19 protein-coding genes are annotated in these 18,949 nt (G+C 64.8%); 6 read left to right on the top strand and 13 right to left on the bottom strand.

The features are described 5' to 3' along the window. Positions 1–24: 24 nt before the first annotated feature. Both ACP2YP_RS12385 and ACP2YP_RS12380 read left to right on the top strand, forming a co-directional pair. Positions 25–507: a cupin domain-containing protein gene (locus ACP2YP_RS12385; RefSeq protein WP_426424438.1), complete on the top strand. Its 483-nt coding sequence runs from the start codon at positions 25–27 to the stop codon at positions 505–507. 99 nt (positions 508–606) lie between these two features. Next, a complete protein-coding gene (locus tag ACP2YP_RS12380) occupies positions 607–1,809 on the top strand; it encodes an MFS transporter (RefSeq protein ID WP_426424437.1) in 1,203 nt (400 codons plus the stop codon). Here ACP2YP_RS12380 and ccoS read toward each other — a convergent pair. From ccoS to ACP2YP_RS12330, 10 genes are all read right to left on the bottom strand, one after another. Further along, complete coding sequence (ccoS, locus tag ACP2YP_RS12375; RefSeq protein ID WP_426424435.1) at positions 1,806–1,976, bottom strand: cbb3-type cytochrome oxidase assembly protein CcoS; 171 nt, start codon at positions 1,974–1,976, stop codon at positions 1,806–1,808. The genes ACP2YP_RS12380 and ccoS overlap by 4 nt on opposite strands. Next, entirely contained in the window at positions 1,976–4,165 is a 2,190-nt protein-coding gene (locus ACP2YP_RS12370) for a cation-translocating P-type ATPase (RefSeq protein ID WP_426424433.1), read from the bottom strand. Before ACP2YP_RS12370 ends, ccoS begins: the two co-directional genes overlap by 1 nt. Positions 4,166–4,174: 9 nt before the next feature. After that, positions 4,175–4,660 carry a FixH family protein gene (locus ACP2YP_RS12365; protein ID WP_426424432.1) on the bottom strand — a complete coding sequence of 162 codons (486 nt, stop codon included), beginning with the start codon at positions 4,658–4,660 and terminating at the stop codon, positions 4,175–4,177. 15 nt (positions 4,661–4,675) lie between these two features. Further along, positions 4,676–6,142 carry a cytochrome c oxidase accessory protein CcoG gene (ccoG, locus tag ACP2YP_RS12360; protein ID WP_426424431.1) on the bottom strand — a complete coding sequence of 489 codons (1,467 nt, stop codon included), beginning with the start codon at positions 6,140–6,142 and terminating at the stop codon, positions 4,676–4,678. A gap of 113 nt (positions 6,143–6,255) precedes the next feature. Then, positions 6,256–7,134 (bottom strand): cytochrome-c oxidase, cbb3-type subunit III, encoded by an 879-nt coding sequence (gene ccoP, locus ACP2YP_RS12355; protein WP_426424430.1) that lies wholly within the window; start codon positions 7,132–7,134, stop codon positions 6,256–6,258. A 6-nt stretch (positions 7,135–7,140) separates the two neighbouring features. Then, complete coding sequence (locus tag ACP2YP_RS12350) at positions 7,141–7,305, bottom strand: cbb3-type cytochrome oxidase subunit 3 (RefSeq protein ID WP_426424429.1); 165 nt, start codon at positions 7,303–7,305, stop codon at positions 7,141–7,143. A 13-nt stretch (positions 7,306–7,318) separates the two neighbouring features. Then, positions 7,319–8,053 (bottom strand): cytochrome-c oxidase, cbb3-type subunit II, encoded by a 735-nt coding sequence (gene ccoO / locus ACP2YP_RS12345; RefSeq protein ID WP_426424427.1) that lies wholly within the window; start codon positions 8,051–8,053, stop codon positions 7,319–7,321. A 10-nt stretch (positions 8,054–8,063) separates the two neighbouring features. Beyond that, on the bottom strand, positions 8,064–9,713 hold the full coding sequence (ccoN, locus tag ACP2YP_RS12340) for a cytochrome-c oxidase, cbb3-type subunit I (RefSeq protein WP_426424425.1): 1,650 nt from the start codon (positions 9,711–9,713) through the stop codon (positions 8,064–8,066). Between the two features lie 212 nt (positions 9,714–9,925). Beyond that, on the bottom strand, positions 9,926–10,351 hold the full coding sequence (locus tag ACP2YP_RS12335) for a CBS domain-containing protein (RefSeq protein ID WP_426424423.1): 426 nt from the start codon (positions 10,349–10,351) through the stop codon (positions 9,926–9,928). Between the two features lie 34 nt (positions 10,352–10,385). After that, positions 10,386–11,219, bottom strand: a complete 834-nt coding sequence (locus tag ACP2YP_RS12330; RefSeq protein WP_426424421.1) for a universal stress protein — start codon at positions 11,217–11,219, stop codon at positions 10,386–10,388. A 196-nt stretch (positions 11,220–11,415) separates the two neighbouring features. Between ACP2YP_RS12330 and fixL the strand changes: the two genes are divergently transcribed. The 4 genes from fixL (at position 11,416) to ACP2YP_RS12310 (ending at position 14,822) form a co-directional block, all read left to right on the top strand. Beyond that, a complete protein-coding gene (gene fixL, locus ACP2YP_RS12325; protein ID WP_426424420.1) occupies positions 11,416–12,933 on the top strand; it encodes a sensor protein FixL in 1,518 nt (505 codons plus the stop codon). A 3-nt stretch (positions 12,934–12,936) separates the two neighbouring features. Beyond that, on the top strand, positions 12,937–13,554 hold the full coding sequence (fixJ, locus tag ACP2YP_RS12320; RefSeq protein ID WP_426424418.1) for a response regulator FixJ: 618 nt from the start codon (positions 12,937–12,939) through the stop codon (positions 13,552–13,554). Between the two features lie 43 nt (positions 13,555–13,597). Beyond that, the gene (locus ACP2YP_RS12315) at positions 13,598–14,020 is read left to right on the top strand and encodes a response regulator (protein WP_426424416.1); all 423 of its coding nucleotides are present in this window, start codon (positions 13,598–13,600) and stop codon (positions 14,018–14,020) included. A 103-nt stretch (positions 14,021–14,123) separates the two neighbouring features. Beyond that, a complete protein-coding gene (locus ACP2YP_RS12310; RefSeq protein WP_426424414.1) occupies positions 14,124–14,822 on the top strand; it encodes a helix-turn-helix domain-containing protein in 699 nt (232 codons plus the stop codon). 41 nt (positions 14,823–14,863) lie between these two features. Here the strand turns inward: ACP2YP_RS12310 and ACP2YP_RS12305 are convergent, their stop codons facing one another. Genes ACP2YP_RS12305 through ACP2YP_RS12295 form a run of 3 tightly spaced genes read right to left on the bottom strand, consistent with a single transcriptional unit; the run spans position 14,864 to position 18,946 of the window. Then, positions 14,864–16,174 carry an MFS transporter gene (locus ACP2YP_RS12305; RefSeq protein WP_426424413.1) on the bottom strand — a complete coding sequence of 437 codons (1,311 nt, stop codon included), beginning with the start codon at positions 16,172–16,174 and terminating at the stop codon, positions 14,864–14,866. Positions 16,175–16,197: 23 nt separating this feature from the next. After that, entirely contained in the window at positions 16,198–16,719 is a 522-nt protein-coding gene (locus ACP2YP_RS12300) for a PRC-barrel domain-containing protein (RefSeq protein ID WP_426424411.1), read from the bottom strand. Positions 16,720–16,741: 22 nt separating this feature from the next. Next, positions 16,742–18,946 carry a glycogen debranching N-terminal domain-containing protein gene (locus ACP2YP_RS12295; RefSeq protein WP_426424409.1) on the bottom strand — a complete coding sequence of 735 codons (2,205 nt, stop codon included), beginning with the start codon at positions 18,944–18,946 and terminating at the stop codon, positions 16,742–16,744. Between the last annotated feature and the right edge of the window lie 3 nt (positions 18,947–18,949).

Below are 18,949 nucleotides of genomic sequence, written 5' to 3'. Positions count from 1 at the left end.
TGTGGCCAACAGAGGAGACGTCCCATGTCCAAGCATCCCATACTGCCGCGACTGATCTGGCCGGGCCTCGCCACGATCGGCGCACTGACATTCTCGGCACAGCCGGTGTTCGCGGGCGAATGCCCGGCCGACAAGATGAAGCCGAACGCGCATCAGATGGTCGACTACAAGCCGGTTGGCGTCACCGACACGACGCTGGGCGCGATCGACCTCGGTAAGCAGCCGGCCCATATCGAGGGCCGCGAGCTGCGCTTCCGCAAGCTCACCATCGAGCCCGGCGGCATCGTACCCTGGCACAGCCATGACGACCGCCCGGCGCTGATCTTCGTGCAGCAGGGCGAAATCGTCGAATACGCCTCCAACTGCGTCGATCCGATCGTGCACAAGGCCGGCGACATCCGTCCGGAGGTGTTCGGCACCTCGCATTGGTGGAAGAACCTCGGCAAGGAGACGGTGATTCTCTATGTCGGCGACGTCCGCAAGGATCCGAACGACCACAACATGTAACGCTTGCGCTCGATCCCGGCGCAGGCGTTGCCGGGTGTGGCGCCCGGAAGCCCCATGCTGCCCGGCATGCCGGGCGCCACATTCAGGCGAGGCCATGCCATGACCGATCTCTCTGCCCCCATCAAACCGGCCGCGACGATGATGGACGCGCATTCACCCGGCCTCGCGTTTCGTTCGCTCGTGATCGGATTGACCGCGTTCCTGACCGTCGTCGACCTCTTTGCGACGCAGGCGATCCTGCCCTCGCTGTCGCGCCACTATGGCGTTACACCCGGAGCGATGGGCTTTGCCGTCAATGCCTCTACCTTCGGCATGGCGGTAGCTAGCCTCGTCGTCGGCTTCTTCAGCCCGCACATCAACCGGCGGACCGGCATCCTGATTAGTCTGATGCTTCTTGCGATCCCCACGAGCCTGCTGGCGTCGGCGCCAAACCTTACCGTCTTTACCGCCTTGCGGGTCGCGCAAGGCCTGTGCATGGCGTCCGCCTTCGCGCTCACGCTCGCCTATCTCGGCGAGCAGTGCAGCGCGATGGATGCCGGCGGCGCCTTTGCTGCCTACATCACCGGAAATGTCGCGAGCAACCTCGTCGGCCGGCTGATGTCGGCAGCGGTCGCCGACAGTCTTGGGCTGGCCTGGAACTTCTATTTCTTCGCATGCCTCAATCTGGCCGGTGCGGTGCTAGTCTATTTCACCATCCAGCGCGTGCAGCCGATGTATGCAATGATGCCCGCGGGATCGCCGCTCGCCGCAACCATCGCGCATTGGCGTAATCCGCGGCTGCGCGCCGCCTTCGGTGTCGGCTCCTGCATCCTGTTCGCCTTCATCGGCACCTTCACCTTCGTCAATTTCGTGCTGGTCCGGCCGCCGCTGTCGCTCGGCATGATGGACCTTGGTCTCGTCTATTTCGTCTTCCTGCCGTCGGTCATCACGACCCTGCTGGCGGGCAAGGTGGCGGCGCGCCTGGGAACGCGGCCGACGATCTGGGGCTCGCTAGCTGTCGCCGGACTGGGCCTGCCGTTGATGCTGGCGCCGCATCTCGGCGAAGTCCTCACCGGCATGGTTCTGGTCGGTGTCGGGACTTTTTTCGCGCAGGCCGCAGCGACGGGCTTCGTCGGACAGGCGGCCACCGACAACCGCGGTATTGCGAGCGGGACTTATCTGGCGTGCTATTTCTGCGGCGGGCTCGTCGGCACCGCCGTGCTCGGCCGCCTGTTCGACAATTTCGGCTGGCACGCCTGCGTCGCCGGTGTTGGCGCAGCCCTCGCGGTGGCCGCCGTGCTCACCTTTAGCCTGAAGCGCTAGCGTTTGGTCGGCGCGTCATGCGGCGGCGGATCATCGTCGGCGATCGCCCGCCAGGCGGCGCCGTCGAGATCGTCATATTGGCCGCTGCGGAGCGACCACAGGAAGGCGGCGAGACCGGCAAGACCGAGCATCAGCGCCAGCGGCACCAGGAAGACCAGGATCTCCATCACACAACCTCCCGCGCGCGGCTCCGGGCCCGCAGTGAATTCAGCATCACCAGGATCGAGGATCCGCTCATGGCGGCGGCCGCGATCAGCGGCGTCACGACGCCGCTGATCGCGACCGGCACGGCCAGCACATTGTAGCCGATCGCAAGCCAGAGGTTTTGCCGCATCAGATGCAGCGCCATGCGGGCGGAATCGATGGCGGCTACGACCGGGGCCAACGGCCGGCCGAGGAAGACGAGATCGGCGGTGGCCTGGCTGAGATGCGCGGCCGAGATCGGCGACATCGAGACATGGGCCGCCGCGAGCGACGGCGCATCGTTCATGCCGTCGCCGACCATCAGCACCTTTACCCCGCGCTGCTTCAACTCCTCGATCCGCGCGATCTTGTCGGTCGGCGTGACACCGGCGCGCCATTCGGCGATGCCAAGTGCGTGAGCCGCCGCGATCACCGCGGGCTCACGATCGCCGGAAAGAATCTCGATGCCGATGTTGCGCGCCTTCAGCGCCGCGATCACGGCTTGCGCGTCCGGGCGCAGGCCCTGACGTACCGACAGGATAAACTTTTCGTCGCCCTTGCTGAAGGCCACGACGGAGGCTTCCGGATCGAGGTCGGCACCGATGACCAACGCCTCGGCACCGCAGAACGACGGACGGCCGAGACGGATCTCGACGCCCTCAACCGTCGCGCGAACGCCCTGCCCGGCCTCTTCAGCAGCGCCGACGATCGGCGACTTTGCGCCAGCAGCCTGCGCGACAGCGGCGGCGACGGGATGGTGGCTCGACAGTGCCAGGCGCCCGGCAAGCTCGAAAATGCCGGCGGGGATATCGGCCGCGTTCGTCACGTCGAGATCGGGCAGCGTCAGCGTGCCCGTCTTGTCGAAGATGACGTGGTCGGCTTCGGCGAGACGCTCGATCGCATCGCCGGAATTGAGCAGCACGCCGGCCTTGAACATCGCACCCGAGGCCACCGTCTGCACCGTCGGAATCGCAAGCCCGAGCGCGCAGGGACAGGTGATAATGAGTACGGCAACGCCGGTGACGATCGCATCATGCCAGCTGGCACCCGCAATGACCCAGCCCAGAATCGTGATGAGCGCGGTCGCATGCACCACCGGTGCATAGAGCCGCGAGGCCCGGTCGGCGAGCCGCATGTAACGCGAGCGGGCCTGCAGGGCGTTGTCGAGCAGCCGTGTGATCTCGGCGAGCAGCGTTGCTTCCGACGCGGCCGAGACCCGCACCCGCAAGGTGCCGGAGATGTTCATCGAGCCCGCATAGACCGGCGTACCCTGCTCCGCCGTGACATAGAGCGTCTCACCGGTGATCAGGCTCTGGTCGATCTCCGAACGCCCCTCGATCACGGTGCCGTCCACGGCGCAGCGCTCGCCGGGCCGCAGCAGCACGATGTCGCCGGGATGGATCGCGGCGACCGGCACCTGCGAGATTTCATCAGGCCCGACGAATTTTGCTGCGGTCTCCGCCTTCAGCGCGGCGAGATTGCCAGCGACCGCGCGGGTCCGCCGCCGCATGTTCTGGTCGAGGACGCGGCCGACCAGCAGGAACGTCAGCAGCATGATCGCCGCGTCGAAATAGGCGTGGTCGGCGTGATGGATGGTCTCGACCACGGACATGCCGAGTGCGAGACACACGCCGATCGAGATCGGCACGTCCATGTTGGTGGTCTTGTTCGACAACGCCCGCCAGGCCGAGCGGAAGAACGGCTGGCCGGCATAGGCCGCCGCCGGCAGCGCGATCAGCGCCGACAGCCAGTGGAAGAAGTCGCGCTGCTCGGGCAGCATGTCCGAGACGTTGCCTGACCACACCGGGATCGACAGCATCATCACGTTCATGGTGGCAAACGCGGCGACGCCGAGGCAGCGCAGCAGGAAGCGCGATTCCGCGACCTCGGTCGCTTCCGCGCTCTCGGTCTCGTAAGGATAGGCCTTGTAGCCGAGCTCCTCGAGGCGATCGATGAATCGGCCAGGATCGAGCGTGCCTTCTTTCCATTCCAGTGCGACGCGCCGATCGGTGAGGTTCACCCGCGCCAATGTGACATCAGGGATCGCCGACAGCCCGCGCTCGATCTTGGCCATGCAGCCGGCGCAGTGGACGCCCTCGACCGCGAGATCGATATGCTGCACGCCCGCGCCCGCGGTGCGGACGTAGTGAGAGAGATCGCGCGTCACCTGCATGGCGAGACCTCAGTTCAGGATCACGCGGTTGCGCGACAGGAACACGCGCTCGCCCTTGGCGTCGCCCTCGATCACCAGATCCCACTGGCCCGGCGCGACGGACGCGGCATTGCCGCGATAGATGCCGATGCCGGCCTCCGCAAGCTCGACCGCGAGGTCGGCGCGCTTGTCGGTCGGCCGCTCCAGGCGGCCGCCGAATTTCAATCCGGTCACCGGCTGGCCCGCCGCGTCGCGCGCCTCGACCTGAAGCACGGCATTGCCGTCGGCGCGCCGCTCGATATGCGCACTGACCTGCCATTTGCGCGCGGTCTGGTCCTGCGCCGCCGAGATCTCGCGGTCATAGGCAAGGCCCGCGGCATAAGGGCTGTCGACGTCGGTACCGGGCAGCGTCGCGATCGCGAGTTTCATCATGGTGACGTTGACACCGATCACGATTCCGAAAAAGGCGACCAGTATCAGGAACACTTTGGTTCCGGTCAGCGGCTTGGTGGCCATTTCAGTCTCCTGAACTTACGGCGCGACGAAATTGTCGGTGGTGGTGGCGACCTCGCCGAGCCCGATATCGGTGACGTGGAAGCGCACGGGGATCGACTTCTCCGGATTGCTGTCGGCCGGCGCTGTGACGAGCAGGCGCAGCTCGCTGGTGCTATCGCGCGGGATCACGATCATCGGCCTATCAGGCGTCACGGAATCGACGCCGACGACATGGGTGGTCAGATTGACCGGGCCGTCCGCATCGATCGCGACGACGCGGTCGTAGCCGCTCTTGTTGAGCAGCCGCACCGTATAGGCATTGCGGATCGAACCGTCGCTGAGCTTCACGGCGACGGGATTGCGATCGTGCAGCACGTTGACGTCGAGCAGGCTGCGCGTCGCCAGCACGTAGAGCATGATGCCGCCGACGGCGGCGATGATCGCGCTGTAGGCGACGGTGCGGGCGCGGACGATGCGATAGATCGGCGCCTTGCCGTCCTGGCGGCGCTGGATGTTGATGTCGTTGTCATAGCCGATCAGCCGCTTCGGCCGGCCGATCTTGGTCATGACGTTGTCGCAGGCGTCGATGCAGAGCCCGCACTGGATGCATTCGAGCTGCGGCCCGTTGCGGATGTCGATGCCGGTCGGGCAGACCGCGACGCATTGATAGCAGTCGACGCAATCGCCGACGTGCTCGCCGAGCGCGCGCAGCTCGGCGGCCTTCTTGACCGAGGTGCGCTTCTCGCCGCGATCGTAGCGGTAGGTGACGTTGAGCGCCCATTCGTCGGTGAGCGCGGCCTGGATGCGCGGCCACGGACACATATAGGTGCAGACCTGCTCGCGCATGTAGCCGGCGAGCACATAGGTCGTCGCGGTGAGGATGCCGATCCAGATATAGGCGATCATTGGCGCCTGGAAGGTGACGAGCTCCTTCACCAGCGTCGGCGCGTCGTTGAAATAGAGCACCCAGGCGCCGCCGGTCCACCACGCGATCAAGAGCCAAATCGAATGCTTGAGCACGATCTCGGAGATGCGCTCCAGCTTCATCGGATCGGACGATTTGTCCTTCTTCATCCGCTCGCGCCGGTCACCCTCGACCAGACGCTCGACGGCATAGAACAAATCGGTCCAGACCGTCTGCGGGCAGAGATAGCCGCACCAGATCCGGCCACCGACCGAGTTCATCAGGAACAGCGCCACCGCGGCGACGATCAGCAGACCCGTGAAGTAATAGACCTCCTGCGGCCACAGCTCGATGAAAAAGAAATAGAAGCGGCTGTTGGGAAGATCGATCAGCACCGCCTGGCTGGGGGCACCAAGACCGCGATTCCAGCGCACGAACGGCAGGAAGTAGTAGACGCCGAGGCAGAACGCCATCAGGCCCCATTTGATCCGGCGGAAGGTGCCGAAGACGCTCTGGGGGTAAACCTTCTTGCGGGCTGCGTAGAGCGGCCCGTACTCGTCGTCCGATGTGAGCTCGTTCGGGTTCACGGTTTTGTTCATCGCGCTGGTTGTTCTCGAAAAGGTGCGATTAAACCTAGACCCGACGCCGTGGCGTCGATTGATCCAGCTCAAGCGGGGGCAGTTTTGTTCGCCCCCGCCTTGCTAACATTCGGCTACTTGCCACCGCCCAGCGAGTGGACGTAGACCGCCATCGCCTTGATGGTGGACGGATCGAGCCGCCCTTCCCAGGCCGGCATGACGCCGGCGCGGCCATTGCTGATGGTCTCGATCAGGACCGCCTCGTCCGAGCCATAGAGCCAGATCTTGTCGGTCAAATTGGGCGCGCCGAGCTCCTGGTTGCCCTTGCCGCCGTCGCCATGGCAGGCGACGCAATTGTCCGCAAATATCTTCTCGCCCTTGGCGGCATCATAGCCCTTGCGGGTCGAGAGGCCGGACAGCGAGCGCACATAGTTGGCGACCGTGACGATCTCGTCCGACTTCAGCACGCCGTCCTTGCCGAAGGCGAGCATCTGGCCTTCATGGGTCTTGGCGTGGCCGGAGCGTGCGCCGAACTGGATGGTCTGCATGATCTGGTCGAGCGTGCCGCCCCACAGCCAGTCATCGTCGTTCAGGTTCGGAAAGCCCTTGGCGCCGGCAGCGCCGGAGCCGTGGCACGGCGCACAATTGTCGCCGAACACGGTCTTGCCCTTGGCGCGGGCGAGCGCCAGCAAGGCCGGGTCCTTCTCGATGTCGGCGAGCGAGGCCGCGCCCAGCGCCGCCATCTTGTCACCGCGGATCTTGTCGAGATTGGCAAGCTCGACCGCGACGTCGGCACGCGAGGAGTAGCCCATCACGCCGCGGGTGTTGTTCGAGATCAGCGGCCAGGCCGGATAGACGATCCAATAGCCGATCGCCCAGACGATGGTGAGATAGAACGTAATCACCCACCAGCGCGGCAGCGGCGTGTTGAGCTCCTTGATGCCGTCCCATTCGTGTCCGGTGGTGGCCCTGCCGGTGACGGAATCGATTTCGCTTTGATGGTCGGTGGTCATGATCTCTCACTCCTCCCGCAGCGGCAGGCTGGCTGCATCGTCGAACTCAGCCTTGTTGCGGGGCCAAAATGCGTAGGCGATGATCGCGAGAAAGATCGCGACGAAGACCGGCGTCCAGATCGTGGTCACGAGATCAGATGCGAGATTGTCGAGTGTCAGGATGGCTTTCATCGGTGATGCCTTCTCAGCGAAGATTGGCTTTCTCGTTGTAGAGCTTGAAGTCGACCAGCGTGCCGAGCATCTGGAGGTACGCGATCAGCGCGTCCATCTCGGTCGGCGTTCCGGTCTTGCCGTCGAAATTGCGCACGACGGCCTTGGCATAGCGCTTGGTGAAGGCATCGGTGCCGGCATTGTCCGGATCGGCCTGGGCCTTCATGTCGGCGGCCGCGTTGGCGATCTGATCGTCGGTGTAGGGAACGCCGACGGTCCGCAGCGTGCGCATGTGGTCGCCGATCGTCTCCGGATCGACTTCCGTCCGAGCCAGGAACGGATAGCCCGGCATCACAGATTGCGGCACGATTGCGCGCGGGTTGGTCAGATGGGTGACGTGCCAGTCGTCGGAATACTTTGCGCCGACGCGGGCAAGGTCAGGACCGGTGCGCTTCGAGCCCCACTGGAACGGATGGTCGAACATGCTCTCGGCGGCGAGCGAGAAGTGGCCGTAACGCTCGACCTCGTCGCGCAAGGGCCGGATCATCTGTGAATGACAGAGATAGCAGCCTTCGCGGACATAGATGTTGCGCCCGGCGAGCTCCAGCGGCGTGTAGGGCCTGACGCCGTCGACTACTTCGATCGTGCTCTTGAGGTAGAACAGCGGCGTGATCTCGACGAGACCGCCAATCGCGATCACCAGCAAGATGCCGACGACCAGGATGATCGAGTTCTTTTCGAAGACTTGGTGGCGTGTCCAGAACGACATGGAAAACTCCTCATTCCGCCGGCTGAAGAGCGACGGGCATCTGGACTTCCTGCTCGCCGACGCGAACGGTCATCCAGAGGTTGAAGGCCATGATCAGCGCGCCGATCAGGAACAGCGCACCGCCGGCGGCGCGAATGACATAGAAGGGATGCATCGCCTCGACGGTCTCGATGAAGGAATATTCGAGGAAGCCGAGCGAGGTGTAGGCGCGCCACATCAGACCCTGGAGGATGCCGGACACCCACATCGCCGAGATGTAGAGAACGATGCCGAGGGTGGCGATCCAGAAGTGCCAGTTGACGAGCTTCAGGCTGTAGAGGCCCTTGCGATTCCAGACCCACGGCACCAGGCAGTACAGCGCGCCGAAGGAGACGAAGCCGACCCAGCCGAGCGCACCGGAATGCACGTGGCCGATGGTCCAGTCGGTGTAGTGGCTGAGCGAGTTGACCACCTTGATCGACATCATCGGCCCCTCGAAGGTCGACATGCCGTAGAAGGCGACCGAGACGACCAGCATGCGCAGCACGGGATCGGTGCGCAGCTTGTCCCAGGCGCCCGACAGCGTCATCAGGCCGTTGATCATGCCGCCCCAGGAGGGCATCCACAGCATGATCGAGAAGGTCATGCCGAGCGTCTGCGTCCAATCCGGCAGCGCTGTGTAGTGCAGATGGTGCGGCCCGGCCCAGATATAGAGGAAGATCAGCGCCCAGAAATGGATGATCGAGAGCCGGTAGGAATAGATCGGCCGCTCCGCCCGCTTCGGGATGAAGTAATACATGATGGCAAGGAAGCCGGCGGTCAGGAAGAAGCCGACCGCGTTGTGGCCGTACCACCACTGGAACATGGCATCCTGGATGCCGCCCCAGGCGATGTAGGATTTCGAGCCGAAGAACGACACCGGCAGCGCGGGGTTGTTGCCGAGATGCAGAACCGCGATCGTCACGATGAAGGCGAGATAGAACCAGTTCGCGACGAAGATGTGCGGTTCCTTGCGCTTGATGATGGTGCCGAGGAAGACCAGCAGATAGGTGACCCAGACGATGGTCAGCCAGAGGTCGGCGTACCATTCCGGCTCGGCATATTCCTTCGACTGCGTGACGCCGAGCAGATAGCCGGTGCCGGCGATGAGGATGAAATAATTGTAGCCGAGCACGACGAACCAGGGCGCGAGATCGCCGGCAAGCCGCGCGCGGCAGGACTTCTGCACGACATAGAAGGACGTCGCGATCAGAACGTTACCGCCGAAGGCGAAGATCACCGCGGAGGTATGCAGCGGCCGCAGCCGGCCGAACTGAATCCAGGGCAGATCGAAGTTCAGCGCGGGCCAGGCCAGCTGCGAGGCGATGATGAGCCCGACCAGGAAGCCCGCGATGCCCCAGAACATCGCCATGACGGCGGTGAACTTGATCGGGCCCATGTTGTAGTTGGGGCGACCATTGATCTCCGCGAGCGGCAGCGCCGCCGGGCGGTCGTAGTAGCGGTTGATGATGAAGAACACCGCGGCCAGGCTCGCCGCCGCGCTCAGCCCGGCGTGGAAGGCGAACGGCGCATCAAGCGCCTTGGCCGAGGCGATCAAGCACAGGAAGGCTGTGACCGCGAAGATGACCGCCAGGCCGCTTTCGCCTGTTGTCATGGTTTTGGAGATCGAGGGCTGGGGCATCGCGGATTCTCTCTGAAAGAACACGCTGCCAGAAACCACATTCACCCTCGCGGGGAATTGATTGAAATCAAGACAGATGGATTTCTGTTAATGTGAGGATGCCGCCGATCTGCAAGCGATATCAATCGCTCGGATGCAGTGCCAACCCCGCAAAGCGTCGCCGCCTCCGTGATATCACGGAGGCTGGAAACACAGAATTCAAGGAAGATTCGTCAGTCGCTCGCGGTCGCCTTCAACGCCGCGATGACGTCCTCGCGCGCGATGATTCCGACCAGCTTTTGCGCGCCGTCGAGCACGATGATGCTCCGGATGCGATGCTCGACCATGATCTGGAGCACGCGCGTCAGCCGCGTGTCGGGGCTGACATAGATGAACTCCGGCGTCATGACGTCGCCGACCTTGCGGCTCATCAGCTCGTGATAGCGCGGCAGCATCTGGCTCGGCGTGAAGGCAAAGCATTTCAGGATGTCGAATTTGGTGACGATGCCGACGACCTGGCCGTCGTCCTCGACTGGATAGGAGTTGAAGTCGTCCTGCTCGAACATCTCGCTGAGCGCGAGCAGATTGTGGTCGCGCTGCACCGTCCTGACGTTGCGCGTCATGTAGCCTTCGACGGTCTGCTCAAGGAACTTGTACATGGCGCGTTCTCCTCGATTCGCTTCCAGCCAGCCGTCAGTGCGACAGCAGCACGCAGCGGACGGATTGAGTGACCAGATACTCCGTGACGCCACCGAGGATCAGCTCGCGGAAGCGGGAATGACCGTAAGCGCCGGCGACAATGAGACCGGCGGCAACATCGTCGGCAATCCTTTCCAACTGCACGGCGGCGGGCTCACTGCCCGTGGCTTCCGGCACGCGCGCCGTCGCGGTGACGCCATGGCGCGCGAGCCAGGCGGCGACGTCGCTGACGCGCGCCATCACGGCCGCACGGTCGTCGCCCGCTTCCGGAATCTCGACGATGGCGACATCCTTCGCCTTGCGCAGCATCGGCAGCGCGTCGGCCACCGCGCGGCGCGCCTCGGGCGTGTCCTTCCAGGCCACCAGCACGCTGCGCAGATTGAGCCAGTTGATCCGGTCGGGCACGACCAGCAACGGTCGGCCGGCCTGCATCACCAGATCCTTGGGGCTTACCAGCGAAAAGGCATCGGAAAAGGCTGGGCTCTGCCCGCCGCTGACGACAATATCGGCGCAGCGCGCCTGTGCCAGGACGAAGCGTGCGGGAAAATCGGTGGCACTGCGCCATTCCGCGCGCCCCCCGCGGGTTCTGGTTGCGGCGCGGAATTCCGCCTCCAGATCGGCAAGGCACCTCTTGACGGAGGCCTCCTCCTGATCGATCAGGCGCTGGGCCTCGGCACCATCGGTGAAATAAAGCGGCGGGGCGAACTTCGCTGCGGCGACCCCGACGAGTGCGGCCTCGAATCGTTCGGCAAGCTCGCCCGCGACCTCAAGGCGCGCATAGTTGGGCTGATCCAGCGCGAGGCTGACCATCACGGTCGCGTATGTCATCGGAAGCCTCCAGTGCATTCTCTTTGACCAAACTGTACGCCCGCCCTCCATTCCTGGAGATGAGATAGATCAAGAGCGCGCGGGTGGCTTGCACCCCCGCCCTCCGGCCGGCGACAGAACTTGCCTCCGGGCCGGGCTTGGGCGACATTGCGGCAGCGACGTCAGGGGCCACCGCGTCAGGATTTAGGAGCATTGCTTGTCGCCGACCCGCGTAACGCATCCCCAAGATGACGGTCGCGGCGAACATTTCCGCGTCCGAATCGAAGGGTTCGGCGTCGGCACCTGGGATCTTGATCTCACGACGCGCGAGCTGGAATGGTCGGAAACCGCGCGGATGCTGCTCGGTGTCGAGCCGGGCCAGCCGGCGAGCTACGACCTCTTCCTGTTACGTCTCGAGCCCGAGGACCGCGAACGCGTCGAGACTGCGATCAAGCAGGTCGGTGAGCGTGGCGGCGGCTTCGACGTCTCTTTCAGGATCGCCGGGACGTCCGAGCGGGGCAAATGGATCAGGGCCCGCGCCGGTTTGATCAGGGATGATTCCGGCGCCGCGCGCCATCTCAGCGGAATCCTCCTTGACATCGACGAGGAGAAGCAGGTCGAGGAAGCGCTGCGCACGCGCGAGACCCACCTCCGCTCCATCCTTCACACCATTCCCGACGCCATGATCGTCATCGATGGTCGCGGCATCATGCAGCTGTTCAGCACGGCCGCCGAGCGCCTGTTCGGCTGGTCCGAGCAGGAAGCGATCGGCCAGAACGTCAGCATCCTGATGCCGGAGCCGGACCGCACCCGCCACGACAGCTACATCGCGCGCTACCGCTCGACGAACAATCCGCACATCATCGGGATCGGCCGCATCGTCACCGGCAAGCGCCGCGACGGGACCACCTTCCCGATGCATTTGTCGATCGGCGAGATGCAGTCGGGCGGAGAACCCTATTTCACCGGCTTCGTCCGCGACCTCACCGAGCACCAGCAGACCCAGGCGAGGCTGCAGGAATTGCAGTCCGAGCTCGTCCATGTCTCGCGGCTGACCGCGATGGGCGAGATGGCCTCCGCTCTCGCCCACGAGATCAACCAGCCGCTGGCGGCGATCAGCAACTACATGAAGGGGTCGCGGCGGCTGCTCGCCGGCAGCGCCGATCCGAATCTGGCGAAGATCGAAAGCGCGCTGGATCGCGCCGCGGAGCAGGCCGTGCGGGCAGGCCAGATCATTCGGCGTCTCCGCGATTTCGTGGCGCGCGGCGAATCCGAAAAGCGGGTCGAGAGCCTCTCCAAGCTGATCGAGGAGGCCGGCGCGCTCGGGCTCGCCGGTGCGCGCGAGCAAAACGTCCAGCTTCGATTCAATCTGGATCAGAACGCCGATCTGGTCCTCGCCGACCGGGTCCAGATCCAGCAGGTCCTCGTCAATCTGTTCCGCAACGCGCTCGAGGCGATGGCGCAGTCGCCACTGCGCGAGCTCGTCGTCACCAACACCCGCGTCGCCGACGACATGATCGAGATCGAGGTCTCCGACACCGGGTCCGGCTTTCAGGACGACGTCATTCCGAATCTGTTTCAGACCTTCTTCACCACCAAGGAAACCGGCATGGGCGTCGGACTGTCGATCAGCCGTTCGATCATCGAGGCTCATGGCGGACGCATGTGGGCCGAGAGCAATGCATCGGGCGGGGCGACATTCCGATTCACCCTGCCTGCAGCCGACGAGAGCTGATCCATGACGACCAAGGGAATGATCTACGTTATCGACGACGACGACGCGATGCGCGATTCGCTGAATTTTTTGCTTGATTCGTCAGGCTACAGCGTGACCCTGTTCGATGATGCGCAACGCTTCCTGGAGGCCCTCCCCGGCCTCGCGTTCGGTTGCATCGTCTCCGACGTGCGCATGCCCGGCATCGATGGGATCGAACTCCTGAAACGGATGAAAGCGCAGCACTCGCCGTTTCCGATCCTGATCATGACCGGCCACGGCGACGTGCCGCTCGCGGTCGAGGCGATGAAGCTCGGCGCCGTCGACTTCCTGGAAAAGCCGTTCGAGGACGACCGCCTCATTGCCATGATCGAGACCGCCATCCGCCAGGCGGAGCCGGCGGCCAAGAGCGAGGCCATCGCGCAGGACGTCGCCGCACGCGTCGCCTCCTTGAGCCCCAGGGAGCGCCAGGTCATGGAGGGGCTGGTCGCGGGCTTGTCCAACAAGCTGATCGCGCGCGAATACGACATCAGCCCACGCACCATCGAGGTGTACCGGGCCAATGTCATGACCAAAATGCAGGCGGGCAGCCTGTCGGAACTGGTGCGGCTGGCGATGCGCGCCGGCATGCTGAAGGATTGAGGCAGGTCAAGACCACCCCTTCCGCCTGTGCTACGCGATCAGGATGATCGAGATCGGCTCGCACCATCAGCGGCTGCAGACGGCGCCACCCGCACAGCCCGTCGTCTACGTGGTCGACGACGATGACGCCGTGCTGGGATCCCTGCGCTTCCTGCTGGAAACCGACGGCTTCGCGGTGCGGACCTTCCGGAACGCCACGGCGCTGCTCAACGCGACGAGCCCGCCCGGCGCGGACTGCTACGTCATCGATTACAAAATGCCCAACATCAACGGCATCGAGCTCGCCGGCCGCCTGCGCCAATCCGACGGCGACACCCCGGTGATCCTGATTACCGGCTATCCCGACGGGAATATCTCGGCCCGGGCGGCGGCGGCAGGCGTGAAGGACGTGATTTTGAAGCCGCTTCTCGACGAAAACCTGGTCAAACGCATCCGCCACGCCATCCAGGATCGGCCGCGGGCGTGACCTACGGGGTTGTACGTAGGTAACCCCCCTTAAGATATCTCGCGAAATTTTCGAAGCACCCGATACCGCGTAGGAAAGCGTCATCACAACGGAGATGGCGCAGATGCTGACCCAGACGATCAACACCCAGGCGATCAACACCCAAATCGGTGGCAAGATTGCCCCGGCCCATCCCGTCTCCGACCAGTTCGGCGCGATCACCGGCCATGTCGGCCTGGTCGCCACCGAGTTCTCCTACCGCAAGGACGAGGAGATCTACGGCGAGGAAGAGCCGGCCGAATATGTCTACCAGGTCGTCACCGGCGCGGTCCGCAGCTACAAGCTGCTCTCCGACGGCCGCCGCCAGATCGGCGCCTTCCACCTTGCCGGCGACGTGTTCGGCCTGGAATCCGGCGCCGCCCACCGTCTCGCCGCCGAAGCCATCATCGACACCAATGTCCGCCTGGTGAAGCGCGCCAGCCTCGAGAAGGCCGCCGGTACCGACGTGCAGGTCGCCCGCAAGCTCTGGGCCATGACGGCCGGCGAGCTGCGCCACGCCGAAGACCACATGCTGCTGCTGGGCCGCAAGACGGCGATGGAGCGGGTTGCGACCTTCCTGCTCGAAATGGATCGCCGTCTGGCCGTTGCCGGCATGATGGCGCTGCCGATGTGCCGCCGCGACATCGGCGACTATCTCGGCCTGACTCTCGAGACCGTGTCGCGTGCGCTGTCGCAGCTTCACGCTCAGGGCATTCTTGGTTTCTCCGGCGCCCGCCAGATCGTGCTGCGCAACCGCCAGCGCCTGCACAATCTCGACGCCTGATCGTTTTGCCTTCCCCACCCGGTGTGGCCGGCTGGTCTCGTTCAGCCGGCCATTTTGTTTGCCGCGATGCCCATGCGCCTGGTCTCGGGCATCACGAAGAGGACCAGCAACAGCCCGGTCGCGGCGATGCTCGCCAACCCGAAGAAGGCGGTGGCATTGCCGAACTTGTCGCTGACATAGCCGCCAAGCGCGGTGCTCAGGGACGCACCGATGCCGGTCGCGGTGCCGACGATGCCCTGCGCCAGATTGAAGTGCCCGCTGCCGAAGGCGACGTCGGCCACGATCAGCGGGATCATCACCGCGAACACCGCCGCCGTAAAGCCGTCGAATACCTGCACCAGCACCAGCAGATAGGGATCGCGCACGGTCGCAAACAGCAGGCCGCGGATCGTCAGCGCGCCGAACCCGATCAGCAGCAGCGGCCGCCGGCCCCAAAGCTGCGCCTTGCGCCCGACGGTCGGCGACAACAGCGCGACAATCGCCTGGGGCACGACGATGCAGAAGGCAACGAGCACGGTCGCCCACTGGCTCGACCGCGCCGTTACTGCGCTTGCCATCAGCGGCATCATCGCGGCGTTCGCCAGTTGCAACAACAGCACGCTTAGCGCAAAGACGATGAGCGGCCGCTGCCGGATCAGGTGCCAGACATTGGTGTCGCCGGGAACCGGCGCCTCACGCGGCATCTCACCGTGGCAGCGTGCGATATCGACCTCCTCCTCGCGAATGCGCGACAGCGCGATCAGGGTCGGGATCGCGAGCAGGAAGGTGACGAGAAACACCGAGCGGCTCGAGAGAAGATAGCCAGCCGTGCCCATCACCGCGGCGGCAACGCCGTTGCCGAGCGAGGCAAAACGCGCGTTGCGGCCGAGCCGCTCGCCGATCTTGAGTGGACCGACCAGGCCCAGGCTGATCGCCGCGATCGCCGGTCCCAGCACGCAACTCGCCGCCGCATGCAGCGTGGCCGCCGTCACCACCACCGCGAAGATCGGCATCGCCGCATAGGCGAGCGCGCAGCAGCCGATGGTCGCGATCGCAAGCGCTGCGACCAACCGCTCGGATTTCGCGGCGTCGATGATGGCCCCGCCCGGCATCTGGCCGATCAGCGCGACGATACCGCCGATCGACAGCACGAGGCCGATCTCGACCTGGGTCCATTTCTGCGTCGTCAGATAGACGGCGATGAAGGGGCCAAAGCCGGTCTGCACGTCAGCGAGGAAAAAGATGAACCAGTCGAGGCCGCGCAGGCTCCGGCGCGACGGCGCCGGAATGCCCGCAGGCAGGGGCAAGGCGACGTTGTCCTGCTCAACGCGTCCCTTGCGATCTGCATGGTTCGGCTTCCTCGACAACAGCACAGGCAGCCATCCCTCCCCGCGCCTCACTGAACCGCTTGCAGCGGTTGCAGGCTGCCGGATGCGCCGAGCACGACCATCGGCGTGTCTTCCTTGTATTCCGGCGCGGCCGCGACCTGCGCCTTGGTCAATTCCAGTGTGATGCTGTCCTTCTTGTTGGTGATCTTGCCGAACCGAAGCGCATTCCAGTCGACCACGATCTTGCGGCTGCCGACGCCGAGGAAGCCGCCGAAATCGATCACGGCGGCGCGCACATGGCCGGTGAGGTCGACGATGACATCGACGATATGACCCATGTCCTCGTCCGCCGCGCTGCGCACGTCGCGGCCGAGCACGCCGTGCGCGTCGCTGGCGCCGATGATGGTCACCGACGGCGGCGGCGCGGCATCCTTCGGCGTGACCGGCACGACCGAAGCAGGCGGCTGCACCGCCGGCGGTGCGTTCGCCTCGGTTGCGGCTGCGGGCTGCTCCTCCGCGGCACGCGATACGGCAACCGTCAATCCCGCGACGATCGCCACGCTCAGGACCAACCATCCGGCGGTACGCATGAACCCTCCTTGCGGCGCGCCGCTAGCGCGCCAGCACGATCGACACCTGGATCTGGCCGCGCGTCCGCAGCACCTCCAGCGCCACGTCATGGCCGTGGCGGCAGACGCGCAGATCGACGCTGGACTCGCCGAGCCGCAGATCGCGCAGGATGACCTCGTTCAAGAACGCCGGCAGATGCGGATTGCGCAGGCGGATCTCGCAGCGCGCGACGTCGAACTCGATGCCGAGCGCCGCCTCCAGCAGCGTGAACGGCGTCGCGCTGGCCCAGGCCTGCGGGGCGCAGGCGACCGGATAGAGCGTCGGGCCGCGCCGCTTCTCGCGGCGGAAGCCGCAGAACAATTCCGGCAGCCGGCGCAGATCCATATAGGTCGCGGCATCGAACAGGCCCTTGAACACATGCGCAACCGAGTGCTTGAGCCCGTAATGCGCGAGGCCAAGCGCGATCAGCGCGTTGTCGTGCGGCCAGATCGATCCGTCGTGATACGACATCGGATTGTAGCGCACTTCACTACGCGCGACGGTGCGGATGCCCCAGCCCGAGAAGAAATGCGGCCGCATCAGATCGGCCGCAACGAGACGGGCGCGGTCCTCACGGATCATGCCGCTGAACAAGACCTGCCCGGCATTCGAGGTGCGGACCTCGCATCGCCGCTTCTTGCCGTCGAGCGCAAGCGCGTAGGTGCCGAGCTCCTCGCACCAGAACGCCTCCTCGAAACGCTCGGCGAGCGTCTTGGCCTCCGCCTCGAGCCTGTTCGCGAGGTCAGGCTTGCCGAGCCGCAGCGCGCATCGCGCGGCGAGCTGTTTTGCGGCGTAAACATAGCCCTGGACCTCGGCAAGCGCGATATTGCCTTCCGCGAGCTTGCCGTCGGCATGGAAGATGGCGTCGTAAGAGTCCTTCCAGCCCTGGTTGGCGAGCCCTTTTTCGGTAGCGCGCTGATATTCGACAAAGCCGTCCTGATCGGGATCGCCGGGACCGTCGATCCAGGCGAGCCCCGCCTCGATCGCGGGCCACAGCTCGACCAACGTCTTCTCGTCGCCGGTGCGCTCGACATAGCGGCCGGCGAGCAGCACGAACAACGCGGTCGAATCCACGCTGCCGTAATATTGCGAGAACGGCACCTCGCGCAGCGCCGCCATCTCGCCGCCGCGCATCTCGTGCAGGATCTTTCCCGGTGCGGCGTCGGCGAGCGGATCGACCGCCTTGGCCTGGAAATGTGCGAGCCGCCGCAGCACGCCCTTGGCGACCCGCGGATCGACCCACAACATCTGCAGCGCCGTGATCAGACCGTCGCGGCCGAACGTGGTCGAATACCAGGGAATGCCGGCATAGGGATAGCGTCCTTGCGGCGTCTCCGTCATCAGCATGTTGAGGTCGGCCATGGCCTGGCACAGCACCTCATTGAAGATGTTATTGGATGTCTCGATGCTGGCCGCGCCGACCGTCGACTGCCGCATCTCGCGGCGATGCGCCAGCAGGCCCCTGAAGAAGCGCGCGGGCTTCTCCGCGATCGGACGGTTGCAGGACACGGCCACGAACAGCGATTTCGACTCATGCGGATCCAGCTCGAGCTGCCAGGTCGCGGCATTGACCGAAAGCCGCGTCGGACGCGGATCGAAATGCAGCCCGGTGGTCCGCTCGGCATCGTCAAGACCGCGATATTCGAACAGCACGTCAGTCGGCCCGAGCAGCTTGCTGGTGCCGGTCCCACGGCGCGGACGCCGCTCGCCGCGCACCTCGAACAGATCGGCAAAATCGTTGTCGTACAGCAGCGTCAGCTCGAAGCTGGCACGATGCTCGCCGTGGTTCTGCAGCCCGATGCGCTGATACGCCGTGTCGCGCCACAGGAAGATCGTGCGCACGATGTGCAGAAGGTCTTTTTGCAGGACAATGCGACCCTGGCGATAGATATCGGGATTGGTGAGATCGACCGTCAATCCCGAATTGTCGTCGCGCAGATTCGAGCCGAGCAGCAACGGCTGGAGATCGTCGAGCACGAGCTCCAGCCGCGCCAGGTAGCGCGTGTCGTAGTTGAACAGGCCATCCGGCCCGCCGGCCGACGCGCCGATATCGCCATGGCTATCCAGCACGATAAAGGTGTCGTCGTGCTTGAGGGAGCGACGGGGCCGCGCAGCGGGCCCCGTCATCGGAATGTAGAACGCCTGCTCCGCGATGGTCTCTATCGTCTGCGATACCGAAACGATCCTGGTTGCGGCTTCGGCTGCCATGAG

The organism is Bradyrhizobium genosp. A (genome assembly GCF_049949275.1).
In the GTDB taxonomy this organism is placed as follows: domain Bacteria; phylum Pseudomonadota; class Alphaproteobacteria; order Rhizobiales; family Xanthobacteraceae; genus Bradyrhizobium.
Note: the sequence above shows the minus strand (reverse complement) of the source record. Positions and strands in the feature narration are given on the sequence as shown.

What these genes read in the sequence shown, in the direction of transcription:
- ACP2YP_RS12350 (WP_426424429.1), bottom strand. Translation starts at nt 7,305, where the DNA reads ATGAAAGCCATCCTGACACTCGACAATCTCGCATCTGATCTCGTGACC.
- ACP2YP_RS12370 (WP_426424433.1), bottom strand. Translation starts at nt 4,165, where the DNA reads ATGCAGGTGACGCGCGATCTCTCTCACTACGTCCGCACCGCGGGCGCG.
- ccoS (WP_426424435.1), bottom strand. Translation starts at nt 1,976, where the DNA reads ATGGAGATCCTGGTCTTCCTGGTGCCGCTGGCGCTGATGCTCGGTCTT.
- ACP2YP_RS12380 (WP_426424437.1), top strand. Translation starts at nt 607, where the DNA reads ATGACCGATCTCTCTGCCCCCATCAAACCGGCCGCGACGATGATGGAC.
- ACP2YP_RS12300 (WP_426424411.1), bottom strand. Translation starts at nt 16,719, where the DNA reads ATGCGTACCGCCGGATGGTTGGTCCTGAGCGTGGCGATCGTCGCGGGA.
- ACP2YP_RS12335 (WP_426424423.1), bottom strand. Translation starts at nt 10,351, where the DNA reads ATGTACAAGTTCCTTGAGCAGACCGTCGAAGGCTACATGACGCGCAAC.
- ccoN (WP_426424425.1), bottom strand. Translation starts at nt 9,713, where the DNA reads ATGCCCCAGCCCTCGATCTCCAAAACCATGACAACAGGCGAAAGCGGC.
- ccoP (WP_426424430.1), bottom strand. Translation starts at nt 7,134, where the DNA reads ATGACCACCGACCATCAAAGCGAAATCGATTCCGTCACCGGCAGGGCC.
- ACP2YP_RS12365 (WP_426424432.1), bottom strand. Translation starts at nt 4,660, where the DNA reads ATGGCCACCAAGCCGCTGACCGGAACCAAAGTGTTCCTGATACTGGTC.
- ccoO (WP_426424427.1), bottom strand. Translation starts at nt 8,053, where the DNA reads ATGTCGTTCTGGACACGCCACCAAGTCTTCGAAAAGAACTCGATCATC.
- ACP2YP_RS12330 (WP_426424421.1), bottom strand. Translation starts at nt 11,219, where the DNA reads ATGACATACGCGACCGTGATGGTCAGCCTCGCGCTGGATCAGCCCAAC.
- ACP2YP_RS12315 (WP_426424416.1), top strand. Translation starts at nt 13,598, where the DNA reads ATGATCGAGATCGGCTCGCACCATCAGCGGCTGCAGACGGCGCCACCC.
- ACP2YP_RS12385 (WP_426424438.1), top strand. Translation starts at nt 25, where the DNA reads ATGTCCAAGCATCCCATACTGCCGCGACTGATCTGGCCGGGCCTCGCC.
- ACP2YP_RS12295 (WP_426424409.1), bottom strand. Translation starts at nt 18,946, where the DNA reads ATGGCAGCCGAAGCCGCAACCAGGATCGTTTCGGTATCGCAGACGATA.
- ccoG (WP_426424431.1), bottom strand. Translation starts at nt 6,142, where the DNA reads ATGAACAAAACCGTGAACCCGAACGAGCTCACATCGGACGACGAGTAC.
- fixJ (WP_426424418.1), top strand. Translation starts at nt 12,937, where the DNA reads ATGACGACCAAGGGAATGATCTACGTTATCGACGACGACGACGCGATG.
- ACP2YP_RS12310 (WP_426424414.1), top strand. Translation starts at nt 14,124, where the DNA reads ATGCTGACCCAGACGATCAACACCCAGGCGATCAACACCCAAATCGGT.